At 51.6% G+C, this 25,901-nt stretch carries 26 protein-coding genes, 1 pseudogene and 1 riboswitch; of the genes and pseudogenes, 18 read left to right on the top strand and 9 right to left on the bottom strand.

All coding sequences use genetic code 11. The features are described 5' to 3' along the window. Positions 1-20: 20 nt before the first annotated feature. Together LJN55_RS08950 and LJN55_RS08945 are read right to left on the bottom strand one after the other, a co-directional pair. The gene (locus LJN55_RS08950) at positions 21-1,349 is read right to left on the bottom strand and encodes a PTS sugar transporter subunit IIC (protein ID WP_227536056.1); all 1,329 of its coding nucleotides are present in this window, start codon (positions 1,347-1,349) and stop codon (positions 21-23) included. A gap of 11 nt (positions 1,350-1,360) precedes the next feature. Next, positions 1,361-1,675 carry a PTS sugar transporter subunit IIB gene (locus LJN55_RS08945; RefSeq protein ID WP_227536055.1) on the bottom strand — a complete coding sequence of 105 codons (315 nt, stop codon included), beginning with the start codon at positions 1,673-1,675 and terminating at the stop codon, positions 1,361-1,363. 293 nt (positions 1,676-1,968) lie between these two features. On the opposite strand from LJN55_RS08945, the gene LJN55_RS08940 reads away from it, so the two are divergent. Beyond that, complete coding sequence (locus LJN55_RS08940; RefSeq protein ID WP_133843041.1) at positions 1,969-2,922, top strand: LacI family DNA-binding transcriptional regulator; 954 nt, start codon at positions 1,969-1,971, stop codon at positions 2,920-2,922. Positions 2,923-3,277: 355 nt separating this feature from the next. Then, entirely contained in the window at positions 3,278-5,209 is a 1,932-nt protein-coding gene (locus LJN55_RS08935; RefSeq protein ID WP_227536054.1) for a methyl-accepting chemotaxis protein, read from the top strand. A gap of 80 nt (positions 5,210-5,289) precedes the next feature. Here the strand turns inward: LJN55_RS08935 and LJN55_RS08930 are convergent, their stop codons facing one another. Beyond that, positions 5,290-6,315 (bottom strand): LLM class flavin-dependent oxidoreductase, encoded by a 1,026-nt coding sequence (locus LJN55_RS08930; RefSeq protein ID WP_227536053.1) that lies wholly within the window; start codon positions 6,313-6,315, stop codon positions 5,290-5,292. 136 nt (positions 6,316-6,451) lie between these two features. Continuing rightward, positions 6,452-6,556: riboswitch (TPP riboswitch) on the top strand. Positions 6,557-6,622: 66 nt separating this feature from the next. Here LJN55_RS08930 and LJN55_RS08925 point away from each other — a divergent pair. The 8 genes from LJN55_RS08925 to LJN55_RS08890 all read left to right on the top strand — a co-directional run bounded on the left by LJN55_RS08925 (position 6,623) and on the right by LJN55_RS08890 (position 14,231). After that, positions 6,623-7,312 carry a TenA family protein gene (locus LJN55_RS08925; protein WP_159337147.1) on the top strand — a complete coding sequence of 230 codons (690 nt, stop codon included), beginning with the start codon at positions 6,623-6,625 and terminating at the stop codon, positions 7,310-7,312. Then, on the top strand, positions 7,309-8,037 hold the full coding sequence (locus tag LJN55_RS08920) for an ABC transporter ATP-binding protein (RefSeq protein ID WP_133843034.1): 729 nt from the start codon (positions 7,309-7,311) through the stop codon (positions 8,035-8,037). The genes LJN55_RS08925 and LJN55_RS08920 overlap by 4 nt, the downstream gene beginning before the upstream one ends. After that, positions 8,034-8,783 carry an ABC transporter permease gene (locus LJN55_RS08915; protein WP_227536052.1) on the top strand — a complete coding sequence of 250 codons (750 nt, stop codon included), beginning with the start codon at positions 8,034-8,036 and terminating at the stop codon, positions 8,781-8,783. Before LJN55_RS08920 ends, LJN55_RS08915 begins: the two co-directional genes overlap by 4 nt. A 34-nt stretch (positions 8,784-8,817) precedes the next feature. Further along, positions 8,818-9,753 carry an ABC transporter substrate-binding protein gene (locus LJN55_RS08910; RefSeq protein WP_227536051.1) on the top strand — a complete coding sequence of 312 codons (936 nt, stop codon included), beginning with the start codon at positions 8,818-8,820 and terminating at the stop codon, positions 9,751-9,753. Positions 9,754-9,946: 193 nt separating this feature from the next. Further along, positions 9,947-11,161: an FAD-dependent oxidoreductase gene (locus LJN55_RS08905; protein ID WP_227536050.1), complete on the top strand. Its 1,215-nt coding sequence runs from the start codon at positions 9,947-9,949 to the stop codon at positions 11,159-11,161. A gap of 117 nt (positions 11,162-11,278) precedes the next feature. Next, positions 11,279-12,400, top strand: coding sequence for an ABC transporter substrate-binding protein (locus tag LJN55_RS08900; RefSeq protein WP_205945779.1), 1,122 nt, complete (start codon positions 11,279-11,281; stop codon positions 12,398-12,400). Between the two features lie 185 nt (positions 12,401-12,585). Continuing rightward, on the top strand, positions 12,586-12,906 hold the full coding sequence (locus tag LJN55_RS08895) for an addiction module antidote protein (protein WP_227536049.1): 321 nt from the start codon (positions 12,586-12,588) through the stop codon (positions 12,904-12,906). A 239-nt stretch (positions 12,907-13,145) separates the two neighbouring features. Next, positions 13,146-14,231: a mechanosensitive ion channel family protein gene (locus LJN55_RS08890; protein WP_159337028.1), complete on the top strand. Its 1,086-nt coding sequence runs from the start codon at positions 13,146-13,148 to the stop codon at positions 14,229-14,231. On the opposite strand, the gene LJN55_RS08885 is transcribed toward LJN55_RS08890, so the two are convergent. Continuing rightward, positions 14,228-15,130, bottom strand: coding sequence for a LysR family transcriptional regulator (locus tag LJN55_RS08885; protein ID WP_227536048.1), 903 nt, complete (start codon positions 15,128-15,130; stop codon positions 14,228-14,230). The genes LJN55_RS08890 and LJN55_RS08885 overlap by 4 nt on opposite strands. Before the next feature lie 127 nt (positions 15,131-15,257). Between LJN55_RS08885 and LJN55_RS08880 the strand changes: the two genes are divergently transcribed. After that, positions 15,258-15,521 carry a DUF2798 domain-containing protein gene (locus tag LJN55_RS08880; protein ID WP_227536047.1) on the top strand — a complete coding sequence of 88 codons (264 nt, stop codon included), beginning with the start codon at positions 15,258-15,260 and terminating at the stop codon, positions 15,519-15,521. Positions 15,522-15,628: 107 nt separating this feature from the next. Here LJN55_RS08880 and LJN55_RS08875 read toward each other — a convergent pair whose 3' ends face one another. Then, a complete protein-coding gene (locus tag LJN55_RS08875; protein ID WP_227536046.1) occupies positions 15,629-16,513 on the bottom strand; it encodes a LysR family transcriptional regulator in 885 nt (294 codons plus the stop codon). A 199-nt stretch (positions 16,514-16,712) separates the two neighbouring features. On the opposite strand from LJN55_RS08875, the gene LJN55_RS08870 reads away from it, so the two are divergent. Continuing rightward, the gene (locus LJN55_RS08870) at positions 16,713-17,849 is read left to right on the top strand and encodes an alpha/beta hydrolase (protein ID WP_227536045.1); all 1,137 of its coding nucleotides are present in this window, start codon (positions 16,713-16,715) and stop codon (positions 17,847-17,849) included. 133 nt (positions 17,850-17,982) lie between these two features. Beyond that, positions 17,983-19,176 (top strand): MFS transporter, encoded by a 1,194-nt coding sequence (locus LJN55_RS08865; RefSeq protein ID WP_227536044.1) that lies wholly within the window; start codon positions 17,983-17,985, stop codon positions 19,174-19,176. Positions 19,177-19,228: 52 nt separating this feature from the next. Here LJN55_RS08865 and LJN55_RS23975 read toward each other — a convergent pair. Continuing rightward, positions 19,229-19,345, bottom strand: a pseudogene (locus tag LJN55_RS23975) (LysR family transcriptional regulator); the annotation flags it as partial. A 188-nt stretch (positions 19,346-19,533) separates the two neighbouring features. Between LJN55_RS23975 and LJN55_RS08860 the strand changes: the two are divergent. The 4 genes from LJN55_RS08860 (at position 19,534) to LJN55_RS08845 (ending at position 22,020) form a co-directional block, all read left to right on the top strand. Beyond that, positions 19,534-19,935 carry a VOC family protein gene (locus tag LJN55_RS08860; protein ID WP_171149908.1) on the top strand — a complete coding sequence of 134 codons (402 nt, stop codon included), beginning with the start codon at positions 19,534-19,536 and terminating at the stop codon, positions 19,933-19,935. A 44-nt stretch (positions 19,936-19,979) separates the two neighbouring features. Then, complete coding sequence (locus LJN55_RS08855) at positions 19,980-20,366, top strand: cell envelope integrity TolA C-terminal domain-containing protein (RefSeq protein ID WP_227536043.1); 387 nt, start codon at positions 19,980-19,982, stop codon at positions 20,364-20,366. Between the two features lie 341 nt (positions 20,367-20,707). Further along, complete coding sequence (locus LJN55_RS08850; protein WP_227536042.1) at positions 20,708-21,196, top strand: hypothetical protein; 489 nt, start codon at positions 20,708-20,710, stop codon at positions 21,194-21,196. Between the two features lie 26 nt (positions 21,197-21,222). Continuing rightward, positions 21,223-22,020 (top strand): hypothetical protein, encoded by a 798-nt coding sequence (locus LJN55_RS08845; protein ID WP_227536041.1) that lies wholly within the window; start codon positions 21,223-21,225, stop codon positions 22,018-22,020. Positions 22,021-22,342: 322 nt separating this feature from the next. Here LJN55_RS08845 and LJN55_RS08840 read toward each other — a convergent pair whose 3' ends face one another. The 3 genes from LJN55_RS08840 to LJN55_RS08830 form a co-directional block, all read right to left on the bottom strand. Next, on the bottom strand, positions 22,343-23,071 hold the full coding sequence (locus LJN55_RS08840; RefSeq protein WP_227536040.1) for an HNH endonuclease: 729 nt from the start codon (positions 23,069-23,071) through the stop codon (positions 22,343-22,345). A gap of 201 nt (positions 23,072-23,272) precedes the next feature. Further along, positions 23,273-24,511 carry an IS110 family RNA-guided transposase gene (locus tag LJN55_RS08835; protein ID WP_227536039.1) on the bottom strand — a complete coding sequence of 413 codons (1,239 nt, stop codon included), beginning with the start codon at positions 24,509-24,511 and terminating at the stop codon, positions 23,273-23,275. Between the two features lie 355 nt (positions 24,512-24,866). After that, positions 24,867-25,178, bottom strand: coding sequence for a hypothetical protein (locus LJN55_RS08830; RefSeq protein ID WP_167864418.1), 312 nt, complete (start codon positions 25,176-25,178; stop codon positions 24,867-24,869). Between the two features lie 223 nt (positions 25,179-25,401). Here LJN55_RS08830 and LJN55_RS08825 point away from each other — a divergent pair, with 223 nt between their 5' ends. Continuing rightward, entirely contained in the window at positions 25,402-25,863 is a 462-nt protein-coding gene (locus tag LJN55_RS08825) for a GNAT family N-acetyltransferase (RefSeq protein WP_167864746.1), read from the top strand. Positions 25,864-25,901: the final 38 nt, after the last annotated feature.

The following is a 25,901-nucleotide window of genomic DNA, read 5'->3' as shown; positions in this document are numbered from 1 at the left end:
CGTTGTGTTCTCCATGATGTTCAGTTGCTGCTGACGGTGCCGCTTAACGGTGCGCTGGCCTGGGCTTTCTGCTCTTCGGTTTTCATTAACGAGCGCTCATAGGCGCGCAGGAATGGCAGGTACATCAGGGCCGACATCACCATACAAATCAGACACATCACTACCGGACTGAACGCCCAGTTAGCTGCCCAGGAAGCCCCGATCGGCGCGGGTGTGGTCCACGGCGTCAGCGATACCACCTGGGCCAGCCAGCCCAGTTTGGTCGCACCATACGCCAGGCAGGCGTTGATCATCGGCACGCAGATAAACGGGATGAACAGCATCGGATTCATAATGATCGGTGCACCGAACAGGATAGGTTCATTGATATTGAAGAAGCTGGGCACCACGCCCATTTTGCCGATGGTACGCAGATGAGCCACGCGGCTGCGCAACAGCAGGAAAGCCAGAGGCAGTGTTGAACCCACACCGCCGATCAGCAGGTAGTGATCCCAGAAGCCCTGTAAATAGATATGCGGTAACGCCGCTCCGGCGGCCAGCGCAGCCTGGTTGGCCGACAGGTTCGCCATCCAGAACGGGTTCATAATCCCGGTCACAATCAGGGCACCGTGGATACCGGCGAACCAGAAAATCTGGCACAGCAGCACCGACAGCAGGATCGCAGGCAGTGAATCCGATGCCGACACCAGCGGCTCCAGCAGGTGCATAATCGCCTGCGGCATAATCATGCCGGTTTGCGCTTCAATAAACAGATTCAGCGGATGCAGCGTGCCCATCACCACCACCACCGGGATCAGGATTTCAAAGGAGCGCGCCACCCCGGTGGGTACTTCTTTTGGCAGGCGAATGGTAATGTTGTTCTGCTTCAGCCAGGCATAGACGCGCGTCGAGTAGATCGCGGTGATCAACGCGGTGAAAATACCCTGCCCGGAGAGATACTGCGTGGAGATATGACCATCCGCATAAGGGGCCGCCACCAGCAGAAATGCCATAAACGCCAGCAGACCGGACATCACCGGGTCAAGATTAAACTGCCGCCCAAGGCTGGCACCAATCCCGACAGAGATGAAGAAGGTCATCACCCCCATGCTCAGGTTAAACGGCAGCATCAGCTGTTCACGGTAGGTCAGTGAAAAATCCAGCCAGCCACGCGCAAAGCTGTTGGTGGTATCCGCCGAAAAGGGCGGGAAGATAAACACCAGCATAAACGAGCCGATGATCATAAACGGCAGCGCGGCAGTGAAGCCATCGCGGATGGCGATAACGTATTTTTGCTGACCCAGACGCCCCGCCAGCGGGGTGATGGATTGCTCGATAACGGCAATCATTGACTGATATAGCGAACTCATATGAACACCCTTTAGTTTGCTGCGTTAATCAACGACAGCGCGAAGTCCAGCATCTTGTCACCGCGCTGCATGCCGTAATCCATCGGATCGATGGGTTGAACCGGAATACCCTGCGTGGCAGCCTTTTCTGACAGTGTTTTCAGCATATATTTAACCTGTGGCCCCAGCAGCACCACCTGATAACGGGGAAACTGGGTATCGAACTCTGCGACGCCATACGCCTCAATGTCCACCTCCAGCCCTCTTTCATTGGCGGCCTCCACCATTTTTCTCACCAGCATACTGGTGGACATCCCGGCAGAGCAGCACAGCATAATCCTGACCATAATCCGTTATCCTCGAAATGTAATAGAACGTAAATGTGGAAACGATTGGACACCATACGGAAACCGTTTTCCATTTAAGGAAAACAAAAATGTGATACTCATCATAAACGCAGGTGTTAAAGGGTTTTTTCCTGGATTCCCATCACAAAAATGCGGTCGATATGGACAGTTTTGAGGTGATATGGAAAATCGGTTTCCATGAAAATGCAAAGCCGCTATACTGGCAGTGGCGATATTTTGCGCCATTCTTGCGGTATTTTTTGCAGGCTGTTACCGGGTGTCAGGGGAGAAAAATGTCAACAATCAACGATGTATCGCGTTTAGCTGGGGTGTCTAAAGCCACAGTATCACGGGTGTTGAGCGGATCGCGCGGAGTGAAAGAAGCCAGTCGCCTTGCGGTGCTGAAAGCAGCCGAAGAACTCAGCTACCGGCCAAATGTTATCGCGCAGTCACTACTGTCGCAGTCGACGGGCTGCATTGGCGTGATCTGCGCACAGGAGAATATTAACCAGACCACCGGTTATCTCTATGCACTGGAAAAACACCTCAGCCAGCATCAAAAGCATCTGCTGCTGCGTTTCGCCAACAGCAAAACGGGCGTGATGAATGCGCTGGATGAACTCTCCTGCGGCCTCTGTGATGATGTATTGATTATCGGCGCACGTTTCCCGCTGAATATTACGGATGACAACGTCATCCTGATTGACTGTGTCGCTGCCGACACGCCAAACAGCATCCAGTTTGACCATGCGTTTGCCGCAGAGACCGCCTGTAATTATCTGATCAGCCAGGGCCGCCGTCAGATTGCCCTGATCCATCCGGAGGCCAGCGGTCATACCGATCAGGTGCTGCTGGGCTATAAGCTGGCGCTGGAAAACAACTTTTTGCCGTTTAACCGCAATCTGGTGTTTATGGATTCCACCACCTCGTCCGTTGCGGTACAGGTGCTGCTGAATAACGCCACTACCGTTAATTTCAACGCCCTGCTGGTGGCTGACGAGCAGGAAGCACAGCGGGTGATCGGCCAGCTGCAGGCGTTTAATAAAACCGTACCGGGTGACATTATGATCTTCAGCCTTGCCGGTTCGCTGGATCTGCCGGGCATTCCGTCCATTCCTTCGATTGAATACTCCATGGATGCGATGGCAGCACGTATCGTCAGCTGGCTGACAGAGAAAACCCGCGACATGCTGGGTGCATGCGTGCTACGCGGGGATTTGATTATTCCTGATAGCCGCAAACGCTAAGAAATAAACAGCCTGTTTGCGAGAAAGAACGCTGATACCTTGCAATATAAATGTAAAAAAATGTAAAACTCCATTTACATAAAGTTAATTCCACTGACAAAAGTACCCTGTCTGCCAGCAAAACATCAGAAAACGCGTTATTTCATCAGAAATAACGCGCATCAATCTTATAATCAGCCCCCTTATTAACATTAAAAAAACTTTAAAATCAACACACTAAATCCCATCACTGCCCAATAAAAGTCATTTTTAATGAAACCGCTCTCACTGCCGATAAAATCCTGCAGGCACGTGTTTTACCTCCGGAAGCAGAATTATTTCAATAACACTAATTATGTTTAATAAAGGACTTAATATGATTATTTTAAAATTTAACGACTTTTCAATAGGTAAGAAACTTTTTTCAGGATTTATTCTTTTAATCTGCATTATTATCGGTATATCAGGTTACGGTATTTACGCGTTAAAAACGATAGAACATAACTCAATAAAAACAACGCTGACCAATGATATTGGCAACCAGCTGGATGCCGCCCGGCAAAACCGTTTGATTTACATGCATACAGGTGATGATGAGAAAATGAAAGCGAACGGCGATGCCATTAAATCGATGCAAACGCTGATTAAGGATGCCAGTCAGTTCACCTGGCGCGGAGAAGCTCAAAAGCAGTTTGAACAGCTCAGCGCCAATATTGAACGCTACAGTGAGTTACGAACTGACTATTACGATAAAAGCCGCCACAGTAATCAACTCGCTAAAAACCTGCTGCAACAAAGTGATAATCGCTTTCTCCCCAACCTGCAAGATGACTTAAAAAATACCGCATCTGATAGTGACTCTCTCGATAAAATTTTTGATTTACTCTTCGCGTTTTCCCTGCTCAGTGAGGCTGGCAACACACTGATCGCAAAGCATACTCCTGAAACCATATCGGACTTTGACGCATTATATCGCCGCACTGAATCGCTGTATAATGACAGCCTGGCACAATGGCCAGAGGCGACAAAAAACGTATTGACCCCGGTATGGATGCGCTACGAGGCTTTGAAAGCGAGTGCAGAAACGTATTTATCTGCCATCGCGAAAACACAACTATCTGCCGACAACATGGCCCAGGGTGCTAACGAACTGAACACCACTGCAGCCACATTAATTGAAATGCAGACGGAATATAACACCCAGGTAATTTCTCGCACGATCACCATTATCACCCTCCTTTCATTACTGGCGGTGTTTACCGGGCTGGTCACCGCTTGGGCGATCACGCGTAAAATCACACGACCTGTGAGTGAAAATCTTGCCCTGGCACAGCGCATTTCCAGTGGCGATCTGACGGCTCAGATCACCGCCTCCTCCAAAGATGAATTGGGTGAGCTAACCCAAACAATGGGCGCGATGAATACCCGTTTATGCGACATGATCTCGGGCATACGTGAAAGCGTCAGTCACTTAGCCAGTGCCTCATCACAGATTGCCGCAGGGAATACGGATTTAGCGTCCAGAACGGAGCAACAGTCCGCCGCCGTGGTGGAAACCGCCTCCAGTATGGAGGAGCTCACCTCGACGGTACGCCTTAACGCCGATAATGCCTTGCAAGCCAGCAAGCTTGCTGCCAGCGCCAGCGCCGATGCCCGTAAAGGGGGTCAGATCGTCAGTGAGGTGGTCAGCACCATGAATGGCATCGCAGGTAGCTCAAAGAAAATCACTGAAATCATTAGCGTGATCAACGGTATTGCTTTCCAGACCAATATTCTGGCATTGAATGCCGCTGTCGAAGCCGCCAGGGCCGGTGAACAGGGGCGCGGTTTTGCCGTTGTTGCCGGTGAAGTCAGAACGCTGGCGCAGCGCAGCGCAGATGCGGCGAAAGAGATAGAGTCGCTGATCAACGAGTCGGTAGCACGTATTGGGACAGGGACTGAACTGGTGAACAAAGCCGGTGACAGCATGGGAGATATCGTCAACTCCGTGAGCCATGTCAGCCAGATTATCGATGAAATCTCTAGTGCCTCTCACGAACAGCGTCAGGGCATTGAACAGATAGGGAAAGCCGTGACCGAGATGGACTCGACCACACAGCAAAATGCGACCCTGGTTCAGGAATCGTCTGCCGCCGCTATTTCGCTAGAGCAGCAGGCAAAGAAACTGAGTGAGATGGTCGCTATCTTTAAGATCAACACCAGCCGGGTGCATGAAGGCGAGTTTGTTGTCGGATCCTCAAGCCATAACCCCCTTCCCCTCCGCGCACAAACGTCTAAAGCCCTTGAGGAAGAGTGGACCTCGTTTTAAACCGACTACGCCCCGGCGAGTGTGAATAAGATCATCGTTGTCAGGTTCCCCCGGATACCGGGAGAGCCTGACAGCACGTGCTACTCGCGCCAGCCGAGGCCCGGTGCCACATGCTTGAGGATCGCTTCGATAGTATGCGCGCAGTAGTCCACACCCAACTGGTTCGGCACCGTGAGTAACAGGGTATCGGCTTCGGCAATCGCTTCGTCCTGCGCCAGTTGTTTAATCAACTGGTCCGGTTCTGCGGCGTAGCTGCGGCCAAAGATGGCGCGGGTTTTCTCATCAAGATAGCCCACTTTGTCCCCTTCTTTGCCGCTGTTGCCAAAGTACGCACGGTCCATATCATTCACCAGCGCAAAGATACTGCGGCTCACCGAAACACGCGGGGTGCGCGTATGTCCGGCGGCTTTCCACGCTTCCCGGTAGGCGCGGATCTGTTGCGCCTGCTGGATATGGAAAGGCTCACCGGTTTCATCATCTTTCAGCGTTGAGCTTTGCAGGTTCATCCCCAGTTTCGCCGCCCAGACGGCGGTAGCATTGGAACCGGCCCCCCACCAGATACGGTCACGCAGCCCTTCCGAGAACGGCTCCACGCGCAGCATCCCTGGCGGGTTCGGGAACATCGGCTGCGGGTTTGGTTTGGCAAAGCCTTCGCCACGCAGCACATCCAGCAGCACTTCGGTGTGATGACGCGCCATATCCGACTCGTTTTCCCCTTCCGCAGGCTGATAGCCAAAATAGCGCCAACCGTCGATCACCTGCTCAGGAGAACCCCGGCTGATGCCCAGCTGCAAACGCTCACCGGAGATCAGGTCGGCAGAGCCGGCATCTTCTGCCATATACATCGGGTTCTCGTAACGCATATCGATCACCCCGGTGCCGATCTCAATACGGCGTGTTTTCGCGCCGACGGCGGCCAGCAGCGGGAACGGCGAGCTTAACTGGCGGGCAAAGTGATGCACGCGAAAATAAGCACCGTCCGCACCGAGTTCTTCAGCGGCGACCGCGAGATCAATCGACTGCAACAGCGCATCGGCCGCCGAACGGGTGCCGGACTGCGGCGAAGGGGTCCAGTGGCCGAACGACAGAAATCCAATACTTTTCATGGGGGTATCCTGTGGGGTGAAACAAATGACGATTGATTAGCAGTATATACCCAAAATAATTCGAGGTGCAGCCAACGCATCTGCGGCTCGAAGTATGACGGGTGGATTGTAATGAAAAATGAAATCCCGTATAAAAGAGCCCTCCGAGGGGTGTCCTGTATGGGCTGAGATGGCGTAACAAGCCGAACCCTTTGAACCTGATCTGGGTCATGCCAGCGAAGGGACGGGTTGGCAGTCACCTCTGCCCTGTTCACACCTCCGCGTGCCCGGATCTCCACTTAAATGAGGGGATTCAGTGTCTAAAACTATTCAGCCTGTTGATTTCAGCCAGGGTCTGTACGGACGTTTACGCCAGCAGGCCGGTAACGACTGGCAGGACTATGTGGCGCACCCGTTTATTCACCAACTCTCACGCGGCACGCTGCCCGAGAGCGCCTTTCGTCGTTATCTGACGCAGGACTATCTTTTTCTGATTCACTTTGCCCGTGCCTGGGCGCTGCTGGTCAGCAAACTGCGCACGCTGCCCGAAATGCGTGCGGCGACGGCGTCTCTGAACGCCATCGTCGCAGAGCTGCCGCTGCACGTTGGCTACTGCGAAAGCTGGGGGCTGAGCGAAGCGCAGATGATGCGCGAACCGGAAGCGGCGGAAACCATGAACTACACCCGCTATGTACTGGATATCGGTCACTCGGGTGATGCGCTGGATCTGCTGGTGGCGCTGCTGCCCTGTGTGGCGGGCTACGCCGAGATTGGCCTGCGCCTGTTGAACGCCCCGGAGACGGTTTTACAAGGCAGCCCTTATGCCTCCTGGATCCGCAACTATGGTGATGCAGACTATCTGAACGGCGTTCGTGCCGCCCTCGGTTTACTGGAAACGGTCGGTGAGCAGCGCGGGGCCGAAAGCCGCTTCACCGCCCTGTCTGAGATTTTCACCACCGCCACGCGCCTCGAGTCGGCATTCTGGCAGATGGGACTGAATGCGGTGCACCGGACATGAACCCACCCGGCATTGAGGTGCGCGATCTGACGCTGTGCTTCGGCCCGCGTCAGATTTTCGACCGTCTCAGTTTTACCCTCCCGCCGGGGCGATTTGTTGCCCTACTGGGGGCCAGCGGCAGCGGCAAGACCAGCCTGCTGAAGATCATCGCCGGGCTGGCGAAGCCCACCTCCGGCACCGTCTGCGGTAGCGATGGCCTGCCGTTGCCCGGGCGCATTGCTTACATGGGACAGAAAGATCTGCTCTATCCCTGGCTGTCGATCAGCGACAACATCACACTGGGTGCACGTCTGCGCGGCGAAAACGTGGATGCCGCCTGGGCTGCCCATCTGCTGGAACGCGTCGGACTGCACGGGCACGGCAACGATCTTCCTGCGGCGCTTTCCGGTGGCATGCGCCAGCGGGCGGCGATTGCCCGCACGCTGTATGAAAGACGCCCCGTTGTCCTGATGGATGAGCCGTTCTCCGCGCTGGATACGCTGACGCGGGCCAAAATCCAGACGCTGGCCGCTGAACTGCTGGCCGACCACACCGTATTGCTGATTACCCATGACCCGATGGAAGCCTGCCGTCTGAGTCACCACCTGCTGGTGTTGTCTGGTTATCCTGCCGGGATCGACGACACTCACACCATTGGTGGCCAGCCGCCCCGTGCGCCGGATGATGCCGATGTGCTGAAAAGCCAGGCCGAACTGTTACAGCAGTTGCTGAGGGCCGCAGAATGAGCGGAAAAATGGCCGCCAGCGCACGTGGCGTAATGATTTTTACCGGGCTGCTGCTGCTGTGGTGGCTGGCCACACTGAGTGATATTCCCGCCTTTTTACTGCCGTCGCCCGCCGCTGTTGCCCGCGCGCTGTGGGATGGCCGCGCTTTCCTCACGTATCACAGCCTGATAACGGCCTCAGAAGTCCTGATTGGGCTGGTGCTGGGCGTACTGCTGGGGTCGCTGCTGGCGATCGGCATGATCTTCTCTCCTCGCCTGCAACGCTGGCTGATGCCCGTGGTGCTGACCAGCCAGGCCATTCCGGTGTTTGCCCTCGCGCCGCTGCTGGTGCTGTGGTTTGGCTTTGGCATCAGCGCCAAAGTGGCGATGGCGGTGCTGGTGATCTTCTTCCCGGTGACCTCTGCTTTCTTTGACGGGCTGAGGCGGGTTAATCAGGACTATCTGGACCTTGCCCGCACCCTGGGTGCCTCACGCTGGGCGCAGCTGCGCCATGTCCGGCTGATGGCGGCGCTGCCTGCTTTTGGCTCCGGCCTGCGCATGGCGGCTGCCGTGGCACCGATTGGCGCCATTATCGGCGAATGGGTCGGTTCGGCCGAAGGGCTGGGTTACGTGATGCTGAACGCCAATGCGCGCATGCAAACCGATCAGTGTTTTGCTGCGTTGTTTATCCTGGTGCTGATGACCGTTTTACTCTGGATGGCGGTCGATGCCCTGCTCCATCGCCTGATCAACTGGGCACCCGAATAATGTTGATTCCCCTTAAATCTGAAAGGAACACAGAATGATGATGAAAACCTGCGCTGCCCTGCTGTTAAGCGGTGCCTGCTCCACAGGCGTCATGGCCAACGAGAAACTGACGCTGGTGCTCGACTGGTATATCAACCCGGACCACGCACCGATTATGGTTGCCGATCAGATCGGGGCATTTAAAGCAGAAGGGCTGGACGTGAAGATTGTGCCCCCGTCCGATCCCTCCCTGCCGCCGCGCCTGGTCGCAGCGAAACAGGCGGATCTCGCCATTACTTATCAGCCGCAGCTGCACTTTTTCGCCGATGAAGGCCTGCCGCTGGTGCGCGTGGGCACGCTGATCAATACCCCGCTGAACACGGTGATGACACTCGATAAAAGCATCACCTCACCGGCAAAACTGAAAGGGAAAACGGTGGGTTATTCCGTGAGCGGTATTGAACAGGCAACGCTGACCACCATGCTGAAGCAGGAGCGCGCCAGCCTGAAGGAGATTAAGCTGGTCAACGTTAACTTCCAGCTGACCAGCGCCCTGCTGGCCGGGCAGGTGGATGCGGTGATTGGGGGTTACCGCAATATTGAAGCGCAGGAGCTGAAGCTGCAGGGCAAAGATCCGGTGGTGTTTAACGTTGAGGATTACGGCGTTCCGGCCTACGACGAGCTGGTGATTGTGGCGAATCGCGATAGCGTCAATGAACCGAAGGTGAAGAAATTCCTCGCGGCGCTGAAGAAAGGCAACGACTATTTACAGGCCCACCCGGAAGAGAGCTGGCAGGTGTTCGCCAAAGCGCACCCGGAGCTGAATACCGAGCTGAACCATGTGGCATGGCAGAAAACCCTGCCGCTGTTTGCCAAAGACCCGGCAGCACTCGACGTGAAGCGTTATGACGCCTATGAGCAGTTTTTGTTGAAGAATAAGCTGATTAAGAAGATCACACCCGTTGCGCAGTATACGGTTGAGTTGCGCTAATCGACTAAAACCCTTGACGCCCCCCTCAGCAGGGTTCGACCGGTAAAAAGGTCGAACCCTTCGCAGGCATTAATCTGTCCTGATGGACCTTCCGTTCCGGGTCGCCAGTTCCAGCCAGTCTGGGCAAATCACCGCTCGCCAAAGATAATGATAACCATTACCATAAATCAGCGATTACCTACCCGGAGCCAACATGAACGCAACGTCCCCTGAACGCATCACCACTGACTGCTGTATCGTAGGCGGCGGCCCGGCCGGACTGATGCTGGGTTATCTGCTGGCGCGCGCAGGCGTGCAGGTGACCGTGATCGAAAAACACGGCGATTTTTTGCGCGACTTCCGGGGTGACACTATCCACCCCTCCACGCTGCAAATCATGCATCACCTGGGCCTGCTGGAGGAGTTACTCAGCCTGCCTCATCAGCGTGCCCCGCGTTTACAGGCAGAAGTAGGGGGTGAAGAGGTCACGCTGGCCGATTTTTCCCGCCTGCCGGTGAAATGCCGCTTTATTGCTTTTATGCCACAGTGGGACTTCCTCAATTTTCTGGCGGCGAAAGCGTCTGCCCTGCCCGCGTTTACCCTGTGCCAGTCCACCGCATTCAGCGAATTACTGTATGACAATGGCAGCGTATGCGGCGTGCGCGCCAGCAGCAACAGCGGCACCTGCGACATCCACGCACAGCTGGTGATCGGCTGTGACGGACGGCATTCGCTGGTCCGGCAGCAGGCCGGGCTGACCGGGCGCTCGTTTGGATCGCCGCGCGATGTGCTGTGGTTCCCTCTGGATAAACGCGATGAGGACCCGGAATGGAATATGGGCCACAAGGGACCCAAACAAAACTTTATCATGCTCGATCGCGGCAGTTTCTGGCAGTGCGGCTACTCCATTACCAAAGGTGAGTTCGGGCCAATGAAGGCCGCAGGAATCGAGGCGTTTAAACAGCAGGTTGCCGCCGTGGCGCCCTTTCCGGCCGCCAGGCTGGCAGAGATGACCGACTGGCAGCAGGTCAGGCTACTCGATATCCGCATCGACAGACTGGATGCGTGGATGAAGCCCGGCGTGCTGTGCATCGGGGATGCCGCCCATGCGATGTCGCCTATCGGCGGCGTTGGCGTCAACCTCGCGATCCAGGATGCAGTTGCCTGCGCCAACATTTTGACGCCCGCGTTACGCCAGGGGAAAGTCAGCCTGCGCCTGCTGCAAAAAGTGCAAAAACGCCGCCATTTCCCAACCTGCGCCACGCAATTTATCCAGATAAAAATGAGCGGAAAAAAACGCAAAGAGGGCGAATCCAGCCCGCTGCCGCGTATCATCAAGCGCTTTCCTTTCCTGCCTTATGTTTTCGGCTGGATCATCGGGCTGGGTTTTCGTCGTGAGAAGCCGCGCCGCTTTAAAACGCCATCCTGACAAATCCCGTCACGATTTTCGGGTGCGCCGTTTACATTCTGTTTAACTTATGTTTACTCTACGGCCAATAATAATGATAACAATTATCGTTTATTAACTGGCCGGGAAATTTGTACCATGACAACGCTGAAAACCTTACCCGCTCTGCTGTTGGCGACGCTGCCTTCACTGGCATTCGCCACCACTTACCCGCTGACCGTCACCGATATGGACGGGCAAAAAGTGGTCATCAACCATGAACCGCAGCGGGTGATCCTCCAGGACGGACGTGAAATCCTCAGCCTCGCCTTACTTGACCGTGACAACCCTTTCCAGCGTGTCGTCTCCTGGAACAACCTGATGAAAAAGCAGGATACCGGTAGCTGGAACCTGCTAAAAAAACGCTGGCCGGACGCGGAAAAAATCCTCGATATGGGCTTTTCTGACCAGGGTGAGGTCAACCTTGAAACGGTGATCGCCAAAAAACCAGACCTGATGATTGCCCAGCTGCGCGCCAAACCGGCGCTCAAGCAGACCGGGGTACTGACTCAACTGAGTGCGCTGAATATCCCGGTACTGTTTGTTGATGATGAGCTGCATCCGGTACAGAATACCGCGGCCAGCATTACCCTGCTGGGCAAGGTATTGAATAAGGAAGACAATGCCCGCGCCTATACCGATTTTTATACCCAGAAACTCAACGCCATTCAGGCCGCAGTCAAAAACGTATCACCTAAACCGAGCGTATTCGTTGAGCCGATTGCCGGGATAGGCGGTGGCGGTGAATGCTGCTTCACCCACGGCCATAACGGCTGGGGCGCGCTGATAGAAGCTACCGGTGCGAAAAATATCGGTTCCGATCTGCTGCCCGGCACCAGCGGCACCATCGCGGTGGAAAAGGTCATCAACCTTAACCCGGATTACTACGTGATGAGTGGCTCGAAGCGCGGGGGTAAAACCAGCCCGGTGATCCCACTGGGTTACAACACCGAGGTGAGCGAGATTAAGGCCAGCTTTGACAACCTGCGCAATCGTACCGGGGTGAAAGATATTCCGGCGGTAAAAGCAGGCAAAGTGGCGGCGGTGTATCACCACTTCTATAACCATCCGTACAACATTATCGGCATTGAGATGCTGGCAAAAGACTTCTACCCGCAGCAGTTCAGCCAGACGAATCCGACCGCTGACTATCACTACATTATCCGCACCTTTACTAAGCTGCCGGATGAGCCGATCAATATCGAATATCATCCGCAGTAAACTGCCTGCATTGAACTCGTCAATCGCGCTGAAATTCAGCGCGATTTTTTTATTTCAAAAAAAACAATTATTTGTACTTTTTCGTGTACAGCTTTTCTTGCGAGGTAGTCACTTGCCTGTCTGTTGTATTTAAACTACAGTTAGAATTATCAAGGATGAAATATCACCATTGACGAGGTAAAGATATGCACAGTAAAGCGACTGAACATGACAGCGCCGTTATCGACATGCTGCGTGAGGATCCCGGATTCGCGCAGGTTTACCTACAAACAGCACTGGAAGATATTTATGAAGACGGTGGCGTCGGTGCTTTTCTGACCGCCCTGCGCCACGTGGTCAATGCCCGTGGCGGCATCGGTGAAATTGCGGCTAAGTCCGGTCTGTCCCGTGAGCAACTTTACCGCACGCTTTCCGATAAAGGGAATCCGACCCTCAAGACGCTCACGGCGATCACCCGCGCAGCAGATGTGCGTCTGTTTGCCAAAGCGGCGGGTCAGGCAAGTTAAGCAGGCCATCCTGGGCGGACATACTGCTGAATGCGGGGGTGAGCTGGATCACGCTGATGCCCCACAAAAATCGTTTTCTTTTCAACGTTTTTTTGTGTTAAGACAGTCAGGACACTCAATTTTTCATACACTCATGTATTCACCATTTCATCCGCAGATCACTGAGAAGAGAGCGGTTACTGAGTTTTATTACTGACCTGACAACCAATGGGTTGTTGGCGGAAGATAAGGGAAAAAGAATGCCAATGATATTCGGTGAGTTATCTGGTGCTCCATCATGGGTGCCTGCTGTATTGCTCGTCACGCTCTCATTTGCAGTGGGTTTCCTGGCCCGATTTATACTGTTAAGATTCATCCGATACTGGCAGAGTCGTGACAGAAAGCTCTTCAAATCACTTGAAAAGCATCTTCGTGGATCAATGTTTCTTTTCATCCCCTTACTGTTAATCAATGTAGGGGTTAATTATATTAATGTTAATCCGAACTCACTTTCTTTTATAAGTACAGTCATTAATATATTTATTATATTATCATTTTGCTCTATTTTAATCCGCTTGACTAATGTCGCGCAGGATATGCTTTTTATACGCTATGACATTAACCTTTCAAATAATCTTCGCGCCCGTAAAATTCGCACGCAGATAATGTATGTCAAAAAGGTCGCTATCGTATTACTGGTGCTATTCTGTCTTTCCCTGGTGTTACTGAGTATTCCTGGGGTTCGAAAATTCGGCACCACAATCCTGGCCGGTGCCGGGGTGGCGGGGATCATCATTGGTTTTGCCCTGCAGAAGTCGCTGGTTAACCTGTTTGCCGGCATTCAGATCGCCTTCACGCAACCGATAAAAATTGATGATGCCGTGGTGGTTGAAAATGAATGGGGATGGATTGAGGAGATCAACCTGACTTATGTTGTTGTACGTATCTGGGACCTGCGCCGACTGGTTCTGCCCATTACCTACTTTACCGAAAACGCCTTCCAGAACTGGACGCGTAATAACGCACAAATATTAGGTTCTGTTTTTCTTTACCTTGATTATTCCATGCCATTAGATCCTCTGCGTAAATATTTTGAAAAAGTCCTCAGTGAAACAAAGCTCTGGGATCAACAGACTCAGGTGCTTCAGGTCACCGATACGACTGACAAAACCATGACGATCCGATTATTAATGACGGCACAGAATTCCCCCACGGCCTTTGATTTACGCTGCCACGTGCGGGAAAAGATGATTGAGTTTATTCAGCAGAATTATCCGCAAAGCCTTCCTCACGTGAGGGCCACACTGACCGATTCTGCTGTGCGATCCTCCGACGTTTCGTCTTAAATCGCCTCTTCTAAAAACGTAATAAATGCTCTTACCTTTGAATTCAGCGCCGAACGTTCGTTGACGCAGGCATAAATATTCATCGGTGAAGACGCGATGTCGCTCTCACCGCTGAGGCCTGAGCAGAATAAAGGGGTGAGTCGCCCCTTGTCGATTAACGGCTGGGCAATAAAGCTTGCCAGACGGGCAACCCCTCCGCCGCTCTCTGCTATTTTTGCAATGATATCAATATCATCACTGACAAATTCGGGATTAAGTTTCGCGTTAACAGGTTGTCCATCGACGATAAATTGCCAGGGGAGAAAACGTCCGTCGGTGGGATAACGAAAAACCAGGCAGGCGTGCTGGCTAAGTTCTTCGGGAGTCCGGGGAGTGCCCGCACGCGCCAGATAAGCGGGGGCGGCGCAGAATATAAAGGGTAATGAGGCGATTTTTCTGGCAATCAGCTGATCGTTGAGCTGCGCCTCAATACGAATACTGACGTCGACGCCTTCCAGACGATGATCGACGTTACGATCGGTACTGATCAGTTCGATATCAATATCAGGGTAAGATGCTTTGAACGCAGGCATCAGTGGAGCAATGACGTAGCGACCAAATGCAGCCGTCGTCGCGATACAAAGTGGGCCCTGCGGTTTGGTTTCAATGGCCGCAGCCTGCGAGGCGAGGTCAATATCATGAGGAATGTGACGTACTTTCTCGAAATAACGTTGACCACTTTCGGTTAAGGTCATGCTGCGAGTGGTGCGTGATAGCAGACGCACGCCCAGATGAGCCTCAAGCCGGGAAAGGCTCTGGCTCACCGCCGCCGGGCTCATTCCTTTGGCACGCGCCGCCGCGGCGATACTGCCGTTCTCCACCACGCGGATAAAATTACTCATCAGCCCCAACAGATCCATAGTGTTCCCACTGCCTCATTCGTCACTTTTACTTAATAATGATTAAAGCATAACGGCTCTACCGCCGTCCTGGTTAGCTTGTTAGGTTAGTGGCCGTTTCCCCCCTTTGATAAAACAGGATAACGTAATGACGAATGCTGTCGCCAGGAATACCCCACGCTTACGCTTTCCAAAGCACACTTCACCCTACATCTTTGCGCTTTATATGGCGACCATCATGGCATTTATGATGAGCCTGGTCATCACGCTCGCGGAATTTGGCATGGGGCCACATTACATGGAAAGTGTGATGAATGCGTACAAGGTTGCCATGCCTGCGGCCTTTGTCTGCATACTCGTTGTGCGTCCGATTGTTATCCGGCTGGTCGGATTAACGGTTCACGGTCACTGAACCCTTCCCTGTGCCCATCTCCTCCTGCCAGATTAAGGCCCGGTCACGACGCATCTCCGGGTGACTCAGCGCCACCGTCCTCATACAGGGGACGGGTTAGCGACACATCAGATTTTCAATGTATCAATGACCACTCTCAGCGCAGGTGACACATTGCGATGAGGATAATAAAGGAACGAACCTTCCATACGCAGGCTGTAAGGCCGTAAGGTTCTGATAAGCGTCCCTTGCTCCAAATCCTCAGCCACCAGTTCCTCAGGGACATACGCCAGTCCCAACCCCAGCCTGGCTGCCTTTGCTTCCATATAGCTGTCAGAAAAGGCCCATTGTCCCTGTGGCCGGTGCGTGATCTTTTTATCGTCCTGATTAAGCTCCCACTGGTACAGGCTGCCGTCGGCAAACTGGTAGGCAATGCAGGGATGCATCACTAAATCAGCCGGGGTTTGTGGAAAACCATAGCGACGAAAATGCTCGGGCGTGCCCACCACGACCATCTCCATATCCGGGGTAATACGTACCGCCACCATGCCACTGCCCACCTCCGGCCCGAGACGGACACCGGCATCGAATCTCTCAGCAATAATATCGACAAACCGGCTTTCACTGATCAGCTCAAGTTCGATATCCGGATAGCGTTGTTTAAAGACGGCCAGCTTCGGTAGCAGCACTTTATCAATAGCATGCTGGCTGGCATTGATGCGTACCGTACCCGAGGGGATACTCCGATAATATGCCAGTGTTGCAAGGCCCGTATCTAAAGCATCAAACCCGGATTCTACGGTCTGATAGAGCCGTTCCCCTGCCTGCGTCAATGATAATTTGCGCGTGGTTCGAACCAGAAGCTGTATCCCTAACCTCTCTTCAAGTTCGCGCACAGCGCGACTGATCCCTGATTGTGCCAGCCCAAGCCGACGCGCTGCGGCGGTAAAACTCCCCTCTCGCACGACCAGCATAAACAAGTAGAGATCATTATAGTTTTCCCGTTTCGCCATCAGTGTGTCCTCAGCGTATCTGGCCAAAGGTGCCGCCACGACCGCCTCTGAATTCATAACAAAATGATATTAATCTTAGCATTTTAGCCCGGCTAATCAGCACTATTTATGCCCATTATAATCAGCACATTGATATCACACACCGCAGCGTTGTCCGTATGAAACCTGTACCTGTCTCATGTTTTCAGGGGAGTTTTTAATGCGCGTTTTCACCCGTAAACTGACCGCCGCAATGCCAGCCCTACTGCTATGCGCATCAATATCAGGAACAACAACGATGAGTTATGCTGACACAGCCCATCCGAATGCCCCCGTTTCAATGGAAGAAAAATGGGATAAAACTTTCGCTCTCAGCAGTGAAGTTGATCATCGCAAAGTGTCATTCCAGAACCGGTATGGGCTCACGTTAGTCGCGGATCTTTACCTGCCCAAAAATCGAGGGGAACGCAAACTGGCTGCGATTGCCGTGAGTGGTCCCTTTGGCGCGGTGAAGGATCAATCCAGCGGCCTGTATGCGCAGACGCTGGCAGAACAGGGATTTGTGACACTGGCATTCGACCCCTCTTATACCGGCGAAAGCGGTGGCTACCCGCGTAATGTCGCCTCTCCGGATATCAACACCGAGGACTTTAGTGCCGCGGTTGATTTCCTTGGATTACAGAAAGAGGTGGATCGCAACCGCATCGGTTTACTCGGCATCTGTGGCTGGGGGGGAATGGCGTTGAACGCGGCAGCCATGGATACACGCGTTAAAGCGGTTGCCACCAGCGTGATGTACGATATGAGCCGGGCGATGGGACATGGCGTTGGCGAGGGCAAAGACCGTTATTCAACTGCCGATCGCCGTGCCGTTTTGCAGTATCTGAATGAGCAGCGCTGGAAGGATGCGGAAAACGGCACTATCGCACACGCCGGTCATGATATTTATGTGGATAAGAACGGTAGCGTGAGTACTTCAGCGCGTATTCTGCCGGAAGCGTTACCCGCAAATCCAAACCCGATACTCAAAGAATTTTTCGATTATTACCGGATGCCGCGCGGTTTCCATGAGCGTTCCGTTAACTCCACTGGCGCATGGACGGCGACAACGCCCTTATCCTTTATGAATATGCCGCTGCTGAGCTATGCAAAGGAAATCACGATCCCAACGTTGATCGTGACGGGTGAAAATGCACACTCGCGCTATTTTGCAGAGGATGCCTATAAAGCCGTTGGCAGTAACAAAAAAGAACTGGTGATTGTCCCTGGGGCCAACCATGTGGATTTATACGACAATGTCGCCGGTAAGATACCGTTTGTCCGTTTTGAACAGTTCTTCAAAACCAGCTTGAAATAAAAACCGTCCTCCTCAACCCGTCAAAGGCCACCCACATCGTGAAGGTGGCCTTGATGCTTGATCGTTATTCTGTGAATAGCGTCCGTCCCGGTTTGCCTTAACAGAGCCGGAGCGATCTTCAGAGATGCTGATAATGTCCACACTGAGTCTTAAAACACCACAACATGAAGAACCTGCACACTGGAACGGCGTTTTTGCCATGACCTTGTGCGTGTTTGTACTGATTGCATCAGAATTTATGCCGGTCAGTTTACTGACGCCTTTAGCCACAGACCTGGGCGTAACGGAGGGGCTGGCGGGCCTGGGAATTGCCATTTCCGGTGCGTTTGCGGTCCTGACCAGCCTGACACTGTCTGGCCTTGCCGGAAACGTTAATCGTAAGCATCTGATGCTGGGGATGACGGTTCTGATGGCAATATCGGGAGCCATTATCGGCCTGGCCTCCAGCTACCTGGTTTATATGGCAGGACGAGCCCTGATTGGTATCGCGATTGGTGGGTTCTGGTCAATGTCTGCGGCAACGGCTATTCGCCTTGTGCCAAAGCATCAGGTCGCCCGTGCGTTAGCCATTTTTAATGGCGGTAACGCGCTGGCGACTGTCGTGGCGGCGCCGCTTGGCAGCTATCTTGGGGCAAGCATTGGATGGCGCGGCGCTTTCCTGTGCCTGGTCCCAATCGCGGTTGTGACCTTCATCTGGCAGTGGGTTAGCCTGCCCAACATGGACAACAATAAAAGTGACGCATCGCGCGGATCGGTGTTTCGTCTTTTCAGGCACCCTATCGTGACAACGGGCTTACTGGCCTGCGGATTATTCTTTATGGGGCAGTTTGCGTTATTTACCTATGTGCGCCCCTTTCTGGAAACAGTAACCCGGGTCAATACGTCCAGTTTGTCACTGATTCTGCTCACCACCGGTTTCATGGGGGTGGTTGGCACGCTGGTCATCACCCCATTCCTGAACAAGCGGTTTTATCCGACGTTGATTGCCATCCCTTGCCTTATGGCTTCCATTGCCGTGGGATTAATACTGACCGGGCACAGCATCTGGGCCGCTACGCTACTGTTAGGCTGCTGGGGGATGCTTGCCACTGCAGCGCCAACGGGGTGGTGGATATGGATTGCACGGACGCTGCCAGGGAATGAAGAAGCAGGAGGCGGGCTCATGGTTGCCGTCGTTCAGCTCTCTATAGCCCTGGGTTCAATGACTGGGGGGATGGTGTTTGACCACCTCGGCTGGCAGAGCGCTTTTGCACTGAGTGGCCTGTTACTGATTAGCGCAGCCGGGCTGACATTTTTCACTTCACGTCAAACACGCTGCGCACTTTAGATCGTCCAGCGTCTTAAATCGCCTCTTCTAAAAACGCAATAAATGCTCTTACCTTTGAATTCAGCGCCGATTGCCAGGGGAGAAAACGTCCATCGGTGGGATAACGAAAAACCAGGCAGGCGTGCTGGCTAAGCTCTTCGGGAGTCCGGGGAGTGCCCGCACGCGAAAGCATAAGTACGATGTCAACAGAATGAGACAAATCCGCCGCAGGCTCAGCCAACGTATTGCCCGCTGATTATCTTCCGCATGGTTCCAGTGTGTTGTTGAATGAGGTAGCGAACAGTGCTCTGGCAATAAGGGATTTCTGTGATAAAAAAGGTACCGGGCCGCGATGCCTGAAACCTGACGGAGTAGAAAATGAGAACGCAAAAGCGATGCATGGGTTACGTGGCGGTGGTGGTCGACGACTACGACCGTGCGATTGAGTATTACACGGATAAACTGGGCTTTACCCTCGTTGAAGATACGCCACAGCCAGGAAAGCGCTGGGTGGTGGTGACACCGAACCCCGAAAGCGACTGCAATATTCTGCTGGCCCGCGCCTCCAATGAACGACAGGAAGGCTTTATCGGTAACCAGTGTGGCGGCAGGGTTTTCCTGTTCCTGCAAACTGATGACTTCTGGCGCGACTACCACGCTATGAAGGCAAAAGGTGTGCATTTCTGCCAGGAACCGCGCGAGGAGGAGTACGGAACGGTGGTGGTGTTTGAAGATCTCTACGGCAACCGTTGGGATCTCTACCAGAATACCCAAGACTAAGTAAAATGGCTTAAACGGATTTAGATATTACTAACCTATTGATAATGTTGGTATTCACGACAGCAGTTGCAGGCTGTACTCCACTCACGCCTAAAGATTGTAAGAAGAATAGCGCCCTTGAATCTTGTACCTACAACCGTTCCGGGAAGGTATCAGATAAAGACATGTTTGGTGAGCAGGCCTCATCGATCAAACAAGCCCTGGATGCAGCCTTAACCGATCCACATGCCTGGGAGGGTAAACGATGCAATGCGCATCTCGATTTCAATATCGATGGTACTTTGCAGAATTTCATCATTAAGGGGGGCGATGACGCTTATTGTCATGCTCTGGCAGAAGCGGCCAAACACGCTAAATTCCCGCCATTTAAAGATCAGCACATCTACGACATCATGGGTTCATCACGCTGGGATATGCATGGGCAGCCCTGAGCGGGGAGCGACGGGTGTTTGTGCTTATACGGTGTGCGCTGTATGACAGAGTTCGTGTTTTGCACTTAGCTGCATGATCGCCACAGAAGAGGCGGCTTTGTGCCAAGAGCGGAAGTATCTACAGCAGCCTGCCTTAGTCAACGGGGAACAAGTCATGTCTATTTAACCCATGACGATTCAGTATCAGCCTTTCGGCCGTTTAACGGACCTCGTGGCGACGACAGGAAATGTCCACAGTTTTGGTGGAAGTCTACTCACGATAGGTTTAGATTCCTTCGAAAACGGTTAATATAAAATTTGCTTGTAGTCATTTCTAAAAAACATAACAGAGGGATGTTTCAATGAGCACAGAAGTGCGCGACCACGTTTCCATTTCTGAAAAATTAAAACACTTTGGGATCTCCGTTCCCGACGGACTTGCAATCCTACCGAGCAACCTAGCAACGGCAAAATCTATCGAAGAACTTCGTCAGCACGTTGAATCTGACACGGTGCGGACGCTGCTGAAGGCAAGCAAGATCCCCTTTGTCGAGATTTTCGACGAGGATAATCAACCATCTTATCTGCAACAGTACGGCTTTGAGTGGTTCGGACCTACACTTTTTATATCGACAGGCCTGCTATCGCAGAATCCCAATGTTCTATCCATAACTCTCGGAATTATTACGAACTATCTTTATGACTTGTTCAAAGGTTCCAAGAGTAGCAAAGCCTCGCTCGATGTAATCATCCAACAAGCAGACGGTTCTTGCAAAGAGGTCCACTATAGTGGGCCTCCTGATGGATTGAGTGATATCGCCGAGATTGTCAAGGCGTTGGGAGCCAAATAGTGAACATTCCACTCCTAGAGCAATCAGTGAAAATGACCATCGAACAGATAATCAATTTCTTCAATAATGGTATAAAGAAAGCTGAAATTTACCTCTGTCTCGCCCGATCTAGTCAGTTGCAATTGGAACAATGTTTGGCACTAGACCTCTTGTTGTATAACGCTACACGGTTCAAGCTCGAGGAGGTGCATCGCGGTAAAGAAGATAATGCGAACCTCTTCTTGGGTTTCGAGTGCACCATAGGTGCTGTGCGATCAGAATTAATGATGTGGATTTTATTAAAACTTGACATGCCGAATGAGGCATGGGACCAACTTGTGGCAGCACAAATGGGCTATTTAGACGCAAGTCGTGCACATAGGGGTTTTGCGCACTGCGAGCAACGGAGGGAGGTCTTGGAGCAGCTAGAAGATAACATCTTCCCACCACAGGTATTCATTAGTGCAGGATTTGTTTCCGATAGATTGGACTGCTCTATTTGCGATGAGCGTTACTCTAAATGCGAACATCTGCGAGGAAAACCTTACATGGGCCAATTCTGCGAAGTCATTCATCGTAATCCACGTGGCGACCATGCAGCCTTAGTCGAAGCCCCTGCGGACAAGCGTTGCCGGGTCGTTTCAGTTAAAACCAAAGACGGTCATCAAGACAAGTTGTCTTTGGAAACTACACCATACAAGGAAGGAGAACTGTTTAAAGAAGGAGGTCCATTTGAGGCGCAAATGCTCCTTCTAGCCTTGGATCGCTATCCATATCTGGCCTCAACGGAAAAAATCATTGGCACACAGTTTCCAGCATTGAAATTGAAATCAGAACTAAGATAACTAGCGGCTGGTCGCAGGGGATGGTGGGGAATCCAAATTACTTTCTTTGCAGATACCCTAACAATTAACTCAGCATAAGGATCTTGCTTGACCGGCTCCCTAACGATTAGCACGCGATTACGTCAACAAAACCTTCAGTTGCTTGCAGAACAACTGCAAACATCCGCTTTTTGCTCAAACCTGCCGACTTAGAGGGGCTTCTTCGTGCCAAAAACCGACATTGCTTACATCACGACGTATTAATAGGGAAGCGATCACCACGGCTTAGTTTACAGAGCACCCCGTTGATCCACGGTTTAAAGCGAGAAGATATTTTATATTACTATTTGCCCGATGATATAAGTTCTTTTAATTTTTCTAAATCTAATTCATTGTTTTTAAAACGATGTACCATAGCATGGCAATTAGGGCATAAAGGTATCAGATCATGTTCTGGATTGACTTTATAACGCTTGCCTATCATGTTCAGGGGGATGATATGATGTACATGGATGAAACCTTTTCCGTGCTCGCCATATTTTTTTTCAAAATCAAAATCACAAGCTTTACATTTATAACCATGAATCCTAATACATTCCTCTCTAGCATCTTTATTACGTTCATAAGCATTCACAGCCACTAATTTTCGATTCCCTTCAAAATATTCCTCTTCGACATCTCTTTCATCAGGTAAGTAGTCGAATGCATTTTTGTATGCATACCAAGCTTCTCCATCATATTTCATGTAAGCTTTTAAAAGATTGTCACTAATTTCACCTATCTTTGGTTCATCTTCGTCATCACTAATATTTTCTTGATAAAAAATATATAGATTATACCCTTGGTCTAATAATTTTAAATGTTCGATTGCTTGAGAGTATCCTGGTTGTTGACGATTATTTTTCTTTTGCCAATCCTTATGCATTATCAATGATTTTTCATTATCAGTATTGAAATCCCACGCCCCAAAGATAACCATTTTTTCATCGTTATTGGTAAATGACCAACTCCAATTCCAGTTATTGCAAGTCGCACCTTTAGATAATATAAATTGCTTACGTGATTCGCTCATCCGACTGACCTTTTTATAAAGTTTTGGTGTGTTATCCTTGCACTATGCCAGCATTAGGATTGGGGCACAATAAACTATACATCACACTTCAACTTGGCCTGCCCTCCATTAATTAAAACATGATAATGATAGTAATGCCCCACTGGCGGATTATAACAATCTCCAACGTCCGCTTCACGCCCTGAGACATTCGACAAGCTTTTATGGCTTCAGTAAGGGCGAGTGTCGCGCTTCGAGAGCCAGCAAATACTTCGCTTCATCGTACTGGGTTCTGGTCTTCCAGCAGCGGTAAATGATCCTTATCCATTTGAAGGCAAGAGCACGGATTGCAGACTGATGAGATTTTCCTTTTTCTCGCAGTCCCTGATAATACAGCTTGGCCCAGTATGATGAGTTAACCGTTTTGGCAGCCCATTCAACAAAGGTCTGCCTGACGAACTTGGCACACTGCCATCTCCAGTGAACCCAGGATTTCTGGCCACTTCTTTCTGTCACAGGTGCAATACCTGCGTAGTTTTGAATTTCTTCAGCGCTATTAAACCGGTCGCGGTTATCACCAAGTGCAGCAAGCATTCGTGGGCCCATACAAGGCCCCATGCCCGGAAGTGATTTGAACAGCCCCGCATCTGGCAACGTGTCAAACAGCGTTTCGATTCGTTCGTCATAGGTTTTGATGATTTCACTCACGACTTTAATTTGTGTCGCCAGTGCTGTTGCCATCAAAGCATTAGCCTCTATAACACTCGGGTCTGTCGTCAATGGGATCGCGTTATCAATACTCAAAACACGCTGCTCGGTAAGGGCCACTGCGCGACCACCTTTGGCATTCAGAAAGTTGCGGATCGTGTCGCGCCTGGCTCGCTTCAGTTGTTGCAGACTGGGCCATCGTATAATCAGTTCACACAACAGCAAGCTCCCCCGGTGTGAGAACCACTCCAGGGGCTGAGGATAATACTGTTTAAGCGTGTTGATTATACGGTTCACAAAACGGCGTTTATCTTCAACCAGTTGACGACGTTGCTCAACCAGTTGCTGAAGTAAGCGAATATCCGCATTGTCGGGTTCAATAGCTTTTATCTTTTGGGGATAACGCAGCATTAACTCTAATGCCAGCTCTGCATCCTGCGGGTCATCTTTAGCGCCGCTGGGCGAGAAGGCTTGCCGGTAACGAGCCAGGGACAAAGCGTGGACGGGGAAAACGGTGATAAAGGGATATTTTTGAAGAGCATATACCAAGGGGCCCTTCTTCAGCTCGAGGGCTATGGCGATTCTGCCTTTTACTTTCTGGTGTAACTCGGTAAGCCAGACATCAAGCGCTTCTGGTGTATGTTCAATCACATGGAATACGCGTTCACCGTTTTTAAACTGAACACAGACATCGTGTTTTTTATCTGCCCAGTCCAGACCAACATGTGCAGCAAACTGATTATTCGCGGTCATCACCAACTCCTCTTCATCGGGGATTGGTATGCATTCCACGCTCTTCGAAAGAAATATAGCCAGCAGTTTATCTGCATGCCCTGAGTATTCGTTAGCGAACGTGGAGCACTTACTGGCTCGAAAGAAAAGCGGCGATCATCGCATGATTCTCGCTCAATATTCGTAACCAGTAAGCGCATACCCTGAATCACTTCAAAGTGTAATTCTCAGGGTGCGAATGACTATACCTCGCTCACAGCTGACCTTCCTCTACTTGCGTCCGCTCGCTCAGTGCCAGGAGCAGACCTTAGCGATTTGAATAAGTATGGATATTATACAAAATCCGGGTAACCGACAGGTTGCCCGGGAAAAGAAGCTAAAGCGGCACAATGTTTTCCACGACATGCTGGAAAACGTAGGGATCGGAAAGTAGTTCAAATTCTTCGTCATCTGGGTAAGTCACCGCGACGTGATAACTTTCTCCGGCAAATGCCTTAACCGATTGCAGATCTTGCCAGTAAGTAGCCAGAAAAAAATGCTCCCAGCCACCCTGGGTCTCTCGACGCACACAAGCGCCTCTGTTCCCAGATATGCTTTTTGAATGCTCTACACCAGTTTTCTCAAGGTGTTTCGCAAAAGCTTCAGCATATTTTAGTGGAACACAACCGTGCCAGGTCCTTACAATCATTAGCGTTTCCCCTTTTATTGGTAAGAATGTAACCATACCATCGGAAGTCACTTTATGGCGTATTTTCCAAATAACATCTCTTGTAACTCAAACACTAATTATCAGGATCAGCCAGCTTCCCCTTACTCCCCCGCCCCTCATCTCCTGAATTTTACCCCCTGGCCCTTCCGCCCCATGATAAGGTTGAAATCACGCAAACTGTCACAGGATAAACAGGCAAAAAATGGGCGAAAATGCGATACATGAGTGGCACAGCAACGCTTACCTGATCAGCACCGACAGCGAAAAGTTAGACGCGGTGGCAATACACCAGTATCTGACCCGATCAACATGGGCTGCCGGAATCGATAAAGATACCGTGGCGAACGCGATCCGTCACAGCCTTAACTTTGGCCTTTATCATCATGGGGTGCAGGTGGGGTTTGCCCGCCTTATTACGGATTACGCCACCTTTGCCTACCTGTGCGACGTCTACGTGCTGGAAGAACATCAGGGCCAGGGGCTGGCAAAATGGCTGATGCAATCCATCCACAGTCACCCGGTTTTTGTCCGGCTCCGCAGGATCACGCTATTCACCACCACCGCGCCCTGGCTGTATGAAAAGTTCGGTTATGAGCCTGTCAATAAACCGAATTATGCATGGGCGATAACCCGGCCTGATATCTATCGTGTCAAAGCGCAGTAACCCCTCGTCCACAGAAAAATGAACGGGTATCAAAAGCG

This window comes from Erwinia rhapontici, from assembly GCF_020683125.1.
Taxonomy (GTDB): Bacteria; Pseudomonadota; Gammaproteobacteria; order Enterobacterales; family Enterobacteriaceae; genus Erwinia; species Erwinia rhapontici.
Note: the sequence above shows the minus strand (reverse complement) of the source record. Positions and strands in the feature narration are given on the sequence as shown.

Coding starts and splice junctions, on each gene's coding strand:
- LJN55_RS08850 (WP_227536042.1), top strand. CDS start 20,708: ATGAGCACAGAAGTGCGCGACCACGTTTCCATTTCTGAAAAATTAAAA.
- LJN55_RS08905 (WP_227536050.1), top strand. CDS start 9,947: ATGAACGCAACGTCCCCTGAACGCATCACCACTGACTGCTGTATCGTA.
- LJN55_RS08885 (WP_227536048.1), bottom strand. CDS start 15,130: ATGGATCTGTTGGGGCTGATGAGTAATTTTATCCGCGTGGTGGAGAAC.
- LJN55_RS08860 (WP_171149908.1), top strand. CDS start 19,534: ATGAGAACGCAAAAGCGATGCATGGGTTACGTGGCGGTGGTGGTCGAC.
- LJN55_RS08870 (WP_227536045.1), top strand. CDS start 16,713: ATGCGCGTTTTCACCCGTAAACTGACCGCCGCAATGCCAGCCCTACTG.
- LJN55_RS08825 (WP_167864746.1), top strand. CDS start 25,402: ATGGGCGAAAATGCGATACATGAGTGGCACAGCAACGCTTACCTGATC.
- LJN55_RS08835 (WP_227536039.1), bottom strand. CDS start 24,511: ATGACCGCGAATAATCAGTTTGCTGCACATGTTGGTCTGGACTGGGCA.
- LJN55_RS08920 (WP_133843034.1), top strand. CDS start 7,309: ATGAACCCACCCGGCATTGAGGTGCGCGATCTGACGCTGTGCTTCGGC.
- LJN55_RS08900 (WP_205945779.1), top strand. CDS start 11,279: ATGACAACGCTGAAAACCTTACCCGCTCTGCTGTTGGCGACGCTGCCT.
- LJN55_RS08855 (WP_227536043.1), top strand. CDS start 19,980: ATGTTGGTATTCACGACAGCAGTTGCAGGCTGTACTCCACTCACGCCT.
- LJN55_RS08830 (WP_167864418.1), bottom strand. CDS start 25,178: ATGATTGTAAGGACCTGGCACGGTTGTGTTCCACTAAAATATGCTGAA.
- LJN55_RS08950 (WP_227536056.1), bottom strand. CDS start 1,349: ATGAGTTCGCTATATCAGTCAATGATTGCCGTTATCGAGCAATCCATC.
- LJN55_RS08895 (WP_227536049.1), top strand. CDS start 12,586: ATGCACAGTAAAGCGACTGAACATGACAGCGCCGTTATCGACATGCTG.
- LJN55_RS08910 (WP_227536051.1), top strand. CDS start 8,818: ATGATGATGAAAACCTGCGCTGCCCTGCTGTTAAGCGGTGCCTGCTCC.
- LJN55_RS08875 (WP_227536046.1), bottom strand. CDS start 16,513: ATGGCGAAACGGGAAAACTATAATGATCTCTACTTGTTTATGCTGGTC.
- LJN55_RS08930 (WP_227536053.1), bottom strand. CDS start 6,315: ATGAAAAGTATTGGATTTCTGTCGTTCGGCCACTGGACCCCTTCGCCG.
- LJN55_RS08865 (WP_227536044.1), top strand. CDS start 17,983: ATGTCCACACTGAGTCTTAAAACACCACAACATGAAGAACCTGCACAC.
- LJN55_RS08940 (WP_133843041.1), top strand. CDS start 1,969: ATGTCAACAATCAACGATGTATCGCGTTTAGCTGGGGTGTCTAAAGCC.
- LJN55_RS08840 (WP_227536040.1), bottom strand. CDS start 23,071: ATGAGCGAATCACGTAAGCAATTTATATTATCTAAAGGTGCGACTTGC.
- LJN55_RS08880 (WP_227536047.1), top strand. CDS start 15,258: ATGACGAATGCTGTCGCCAGGAATACCCCACGCTTACGCTTTCCAAAG.
- LJN55_RS08945 (WP_227536055.1), bottom strand. CDS start 1,675: ATGGTCAGGATTATGCTGTGCTGCTCTGCCGGGATGTCCACCAGTATG.
- LJN55_RS08935 (WP_227536054.1), top strand. CDS start 3,278: ATGATTATTTTAAAATTTAACGACTTTTCAATAGGTAAGAAACTTTTT.
- LJN55_RS08915 (WP_227536052.1), top strand. CDS start 8,034: ATGAGCGGAAAAATGGCCGCCAGCGCACGTGGCGTAATGATTTTTACC.
- LJN55_RS08890 (WP_159337028.1), top strand. CDS start 13,146: ATGCCAATGATATTCGGTGAGTTATCTGGTGCTCCATCATGGGTGCCT.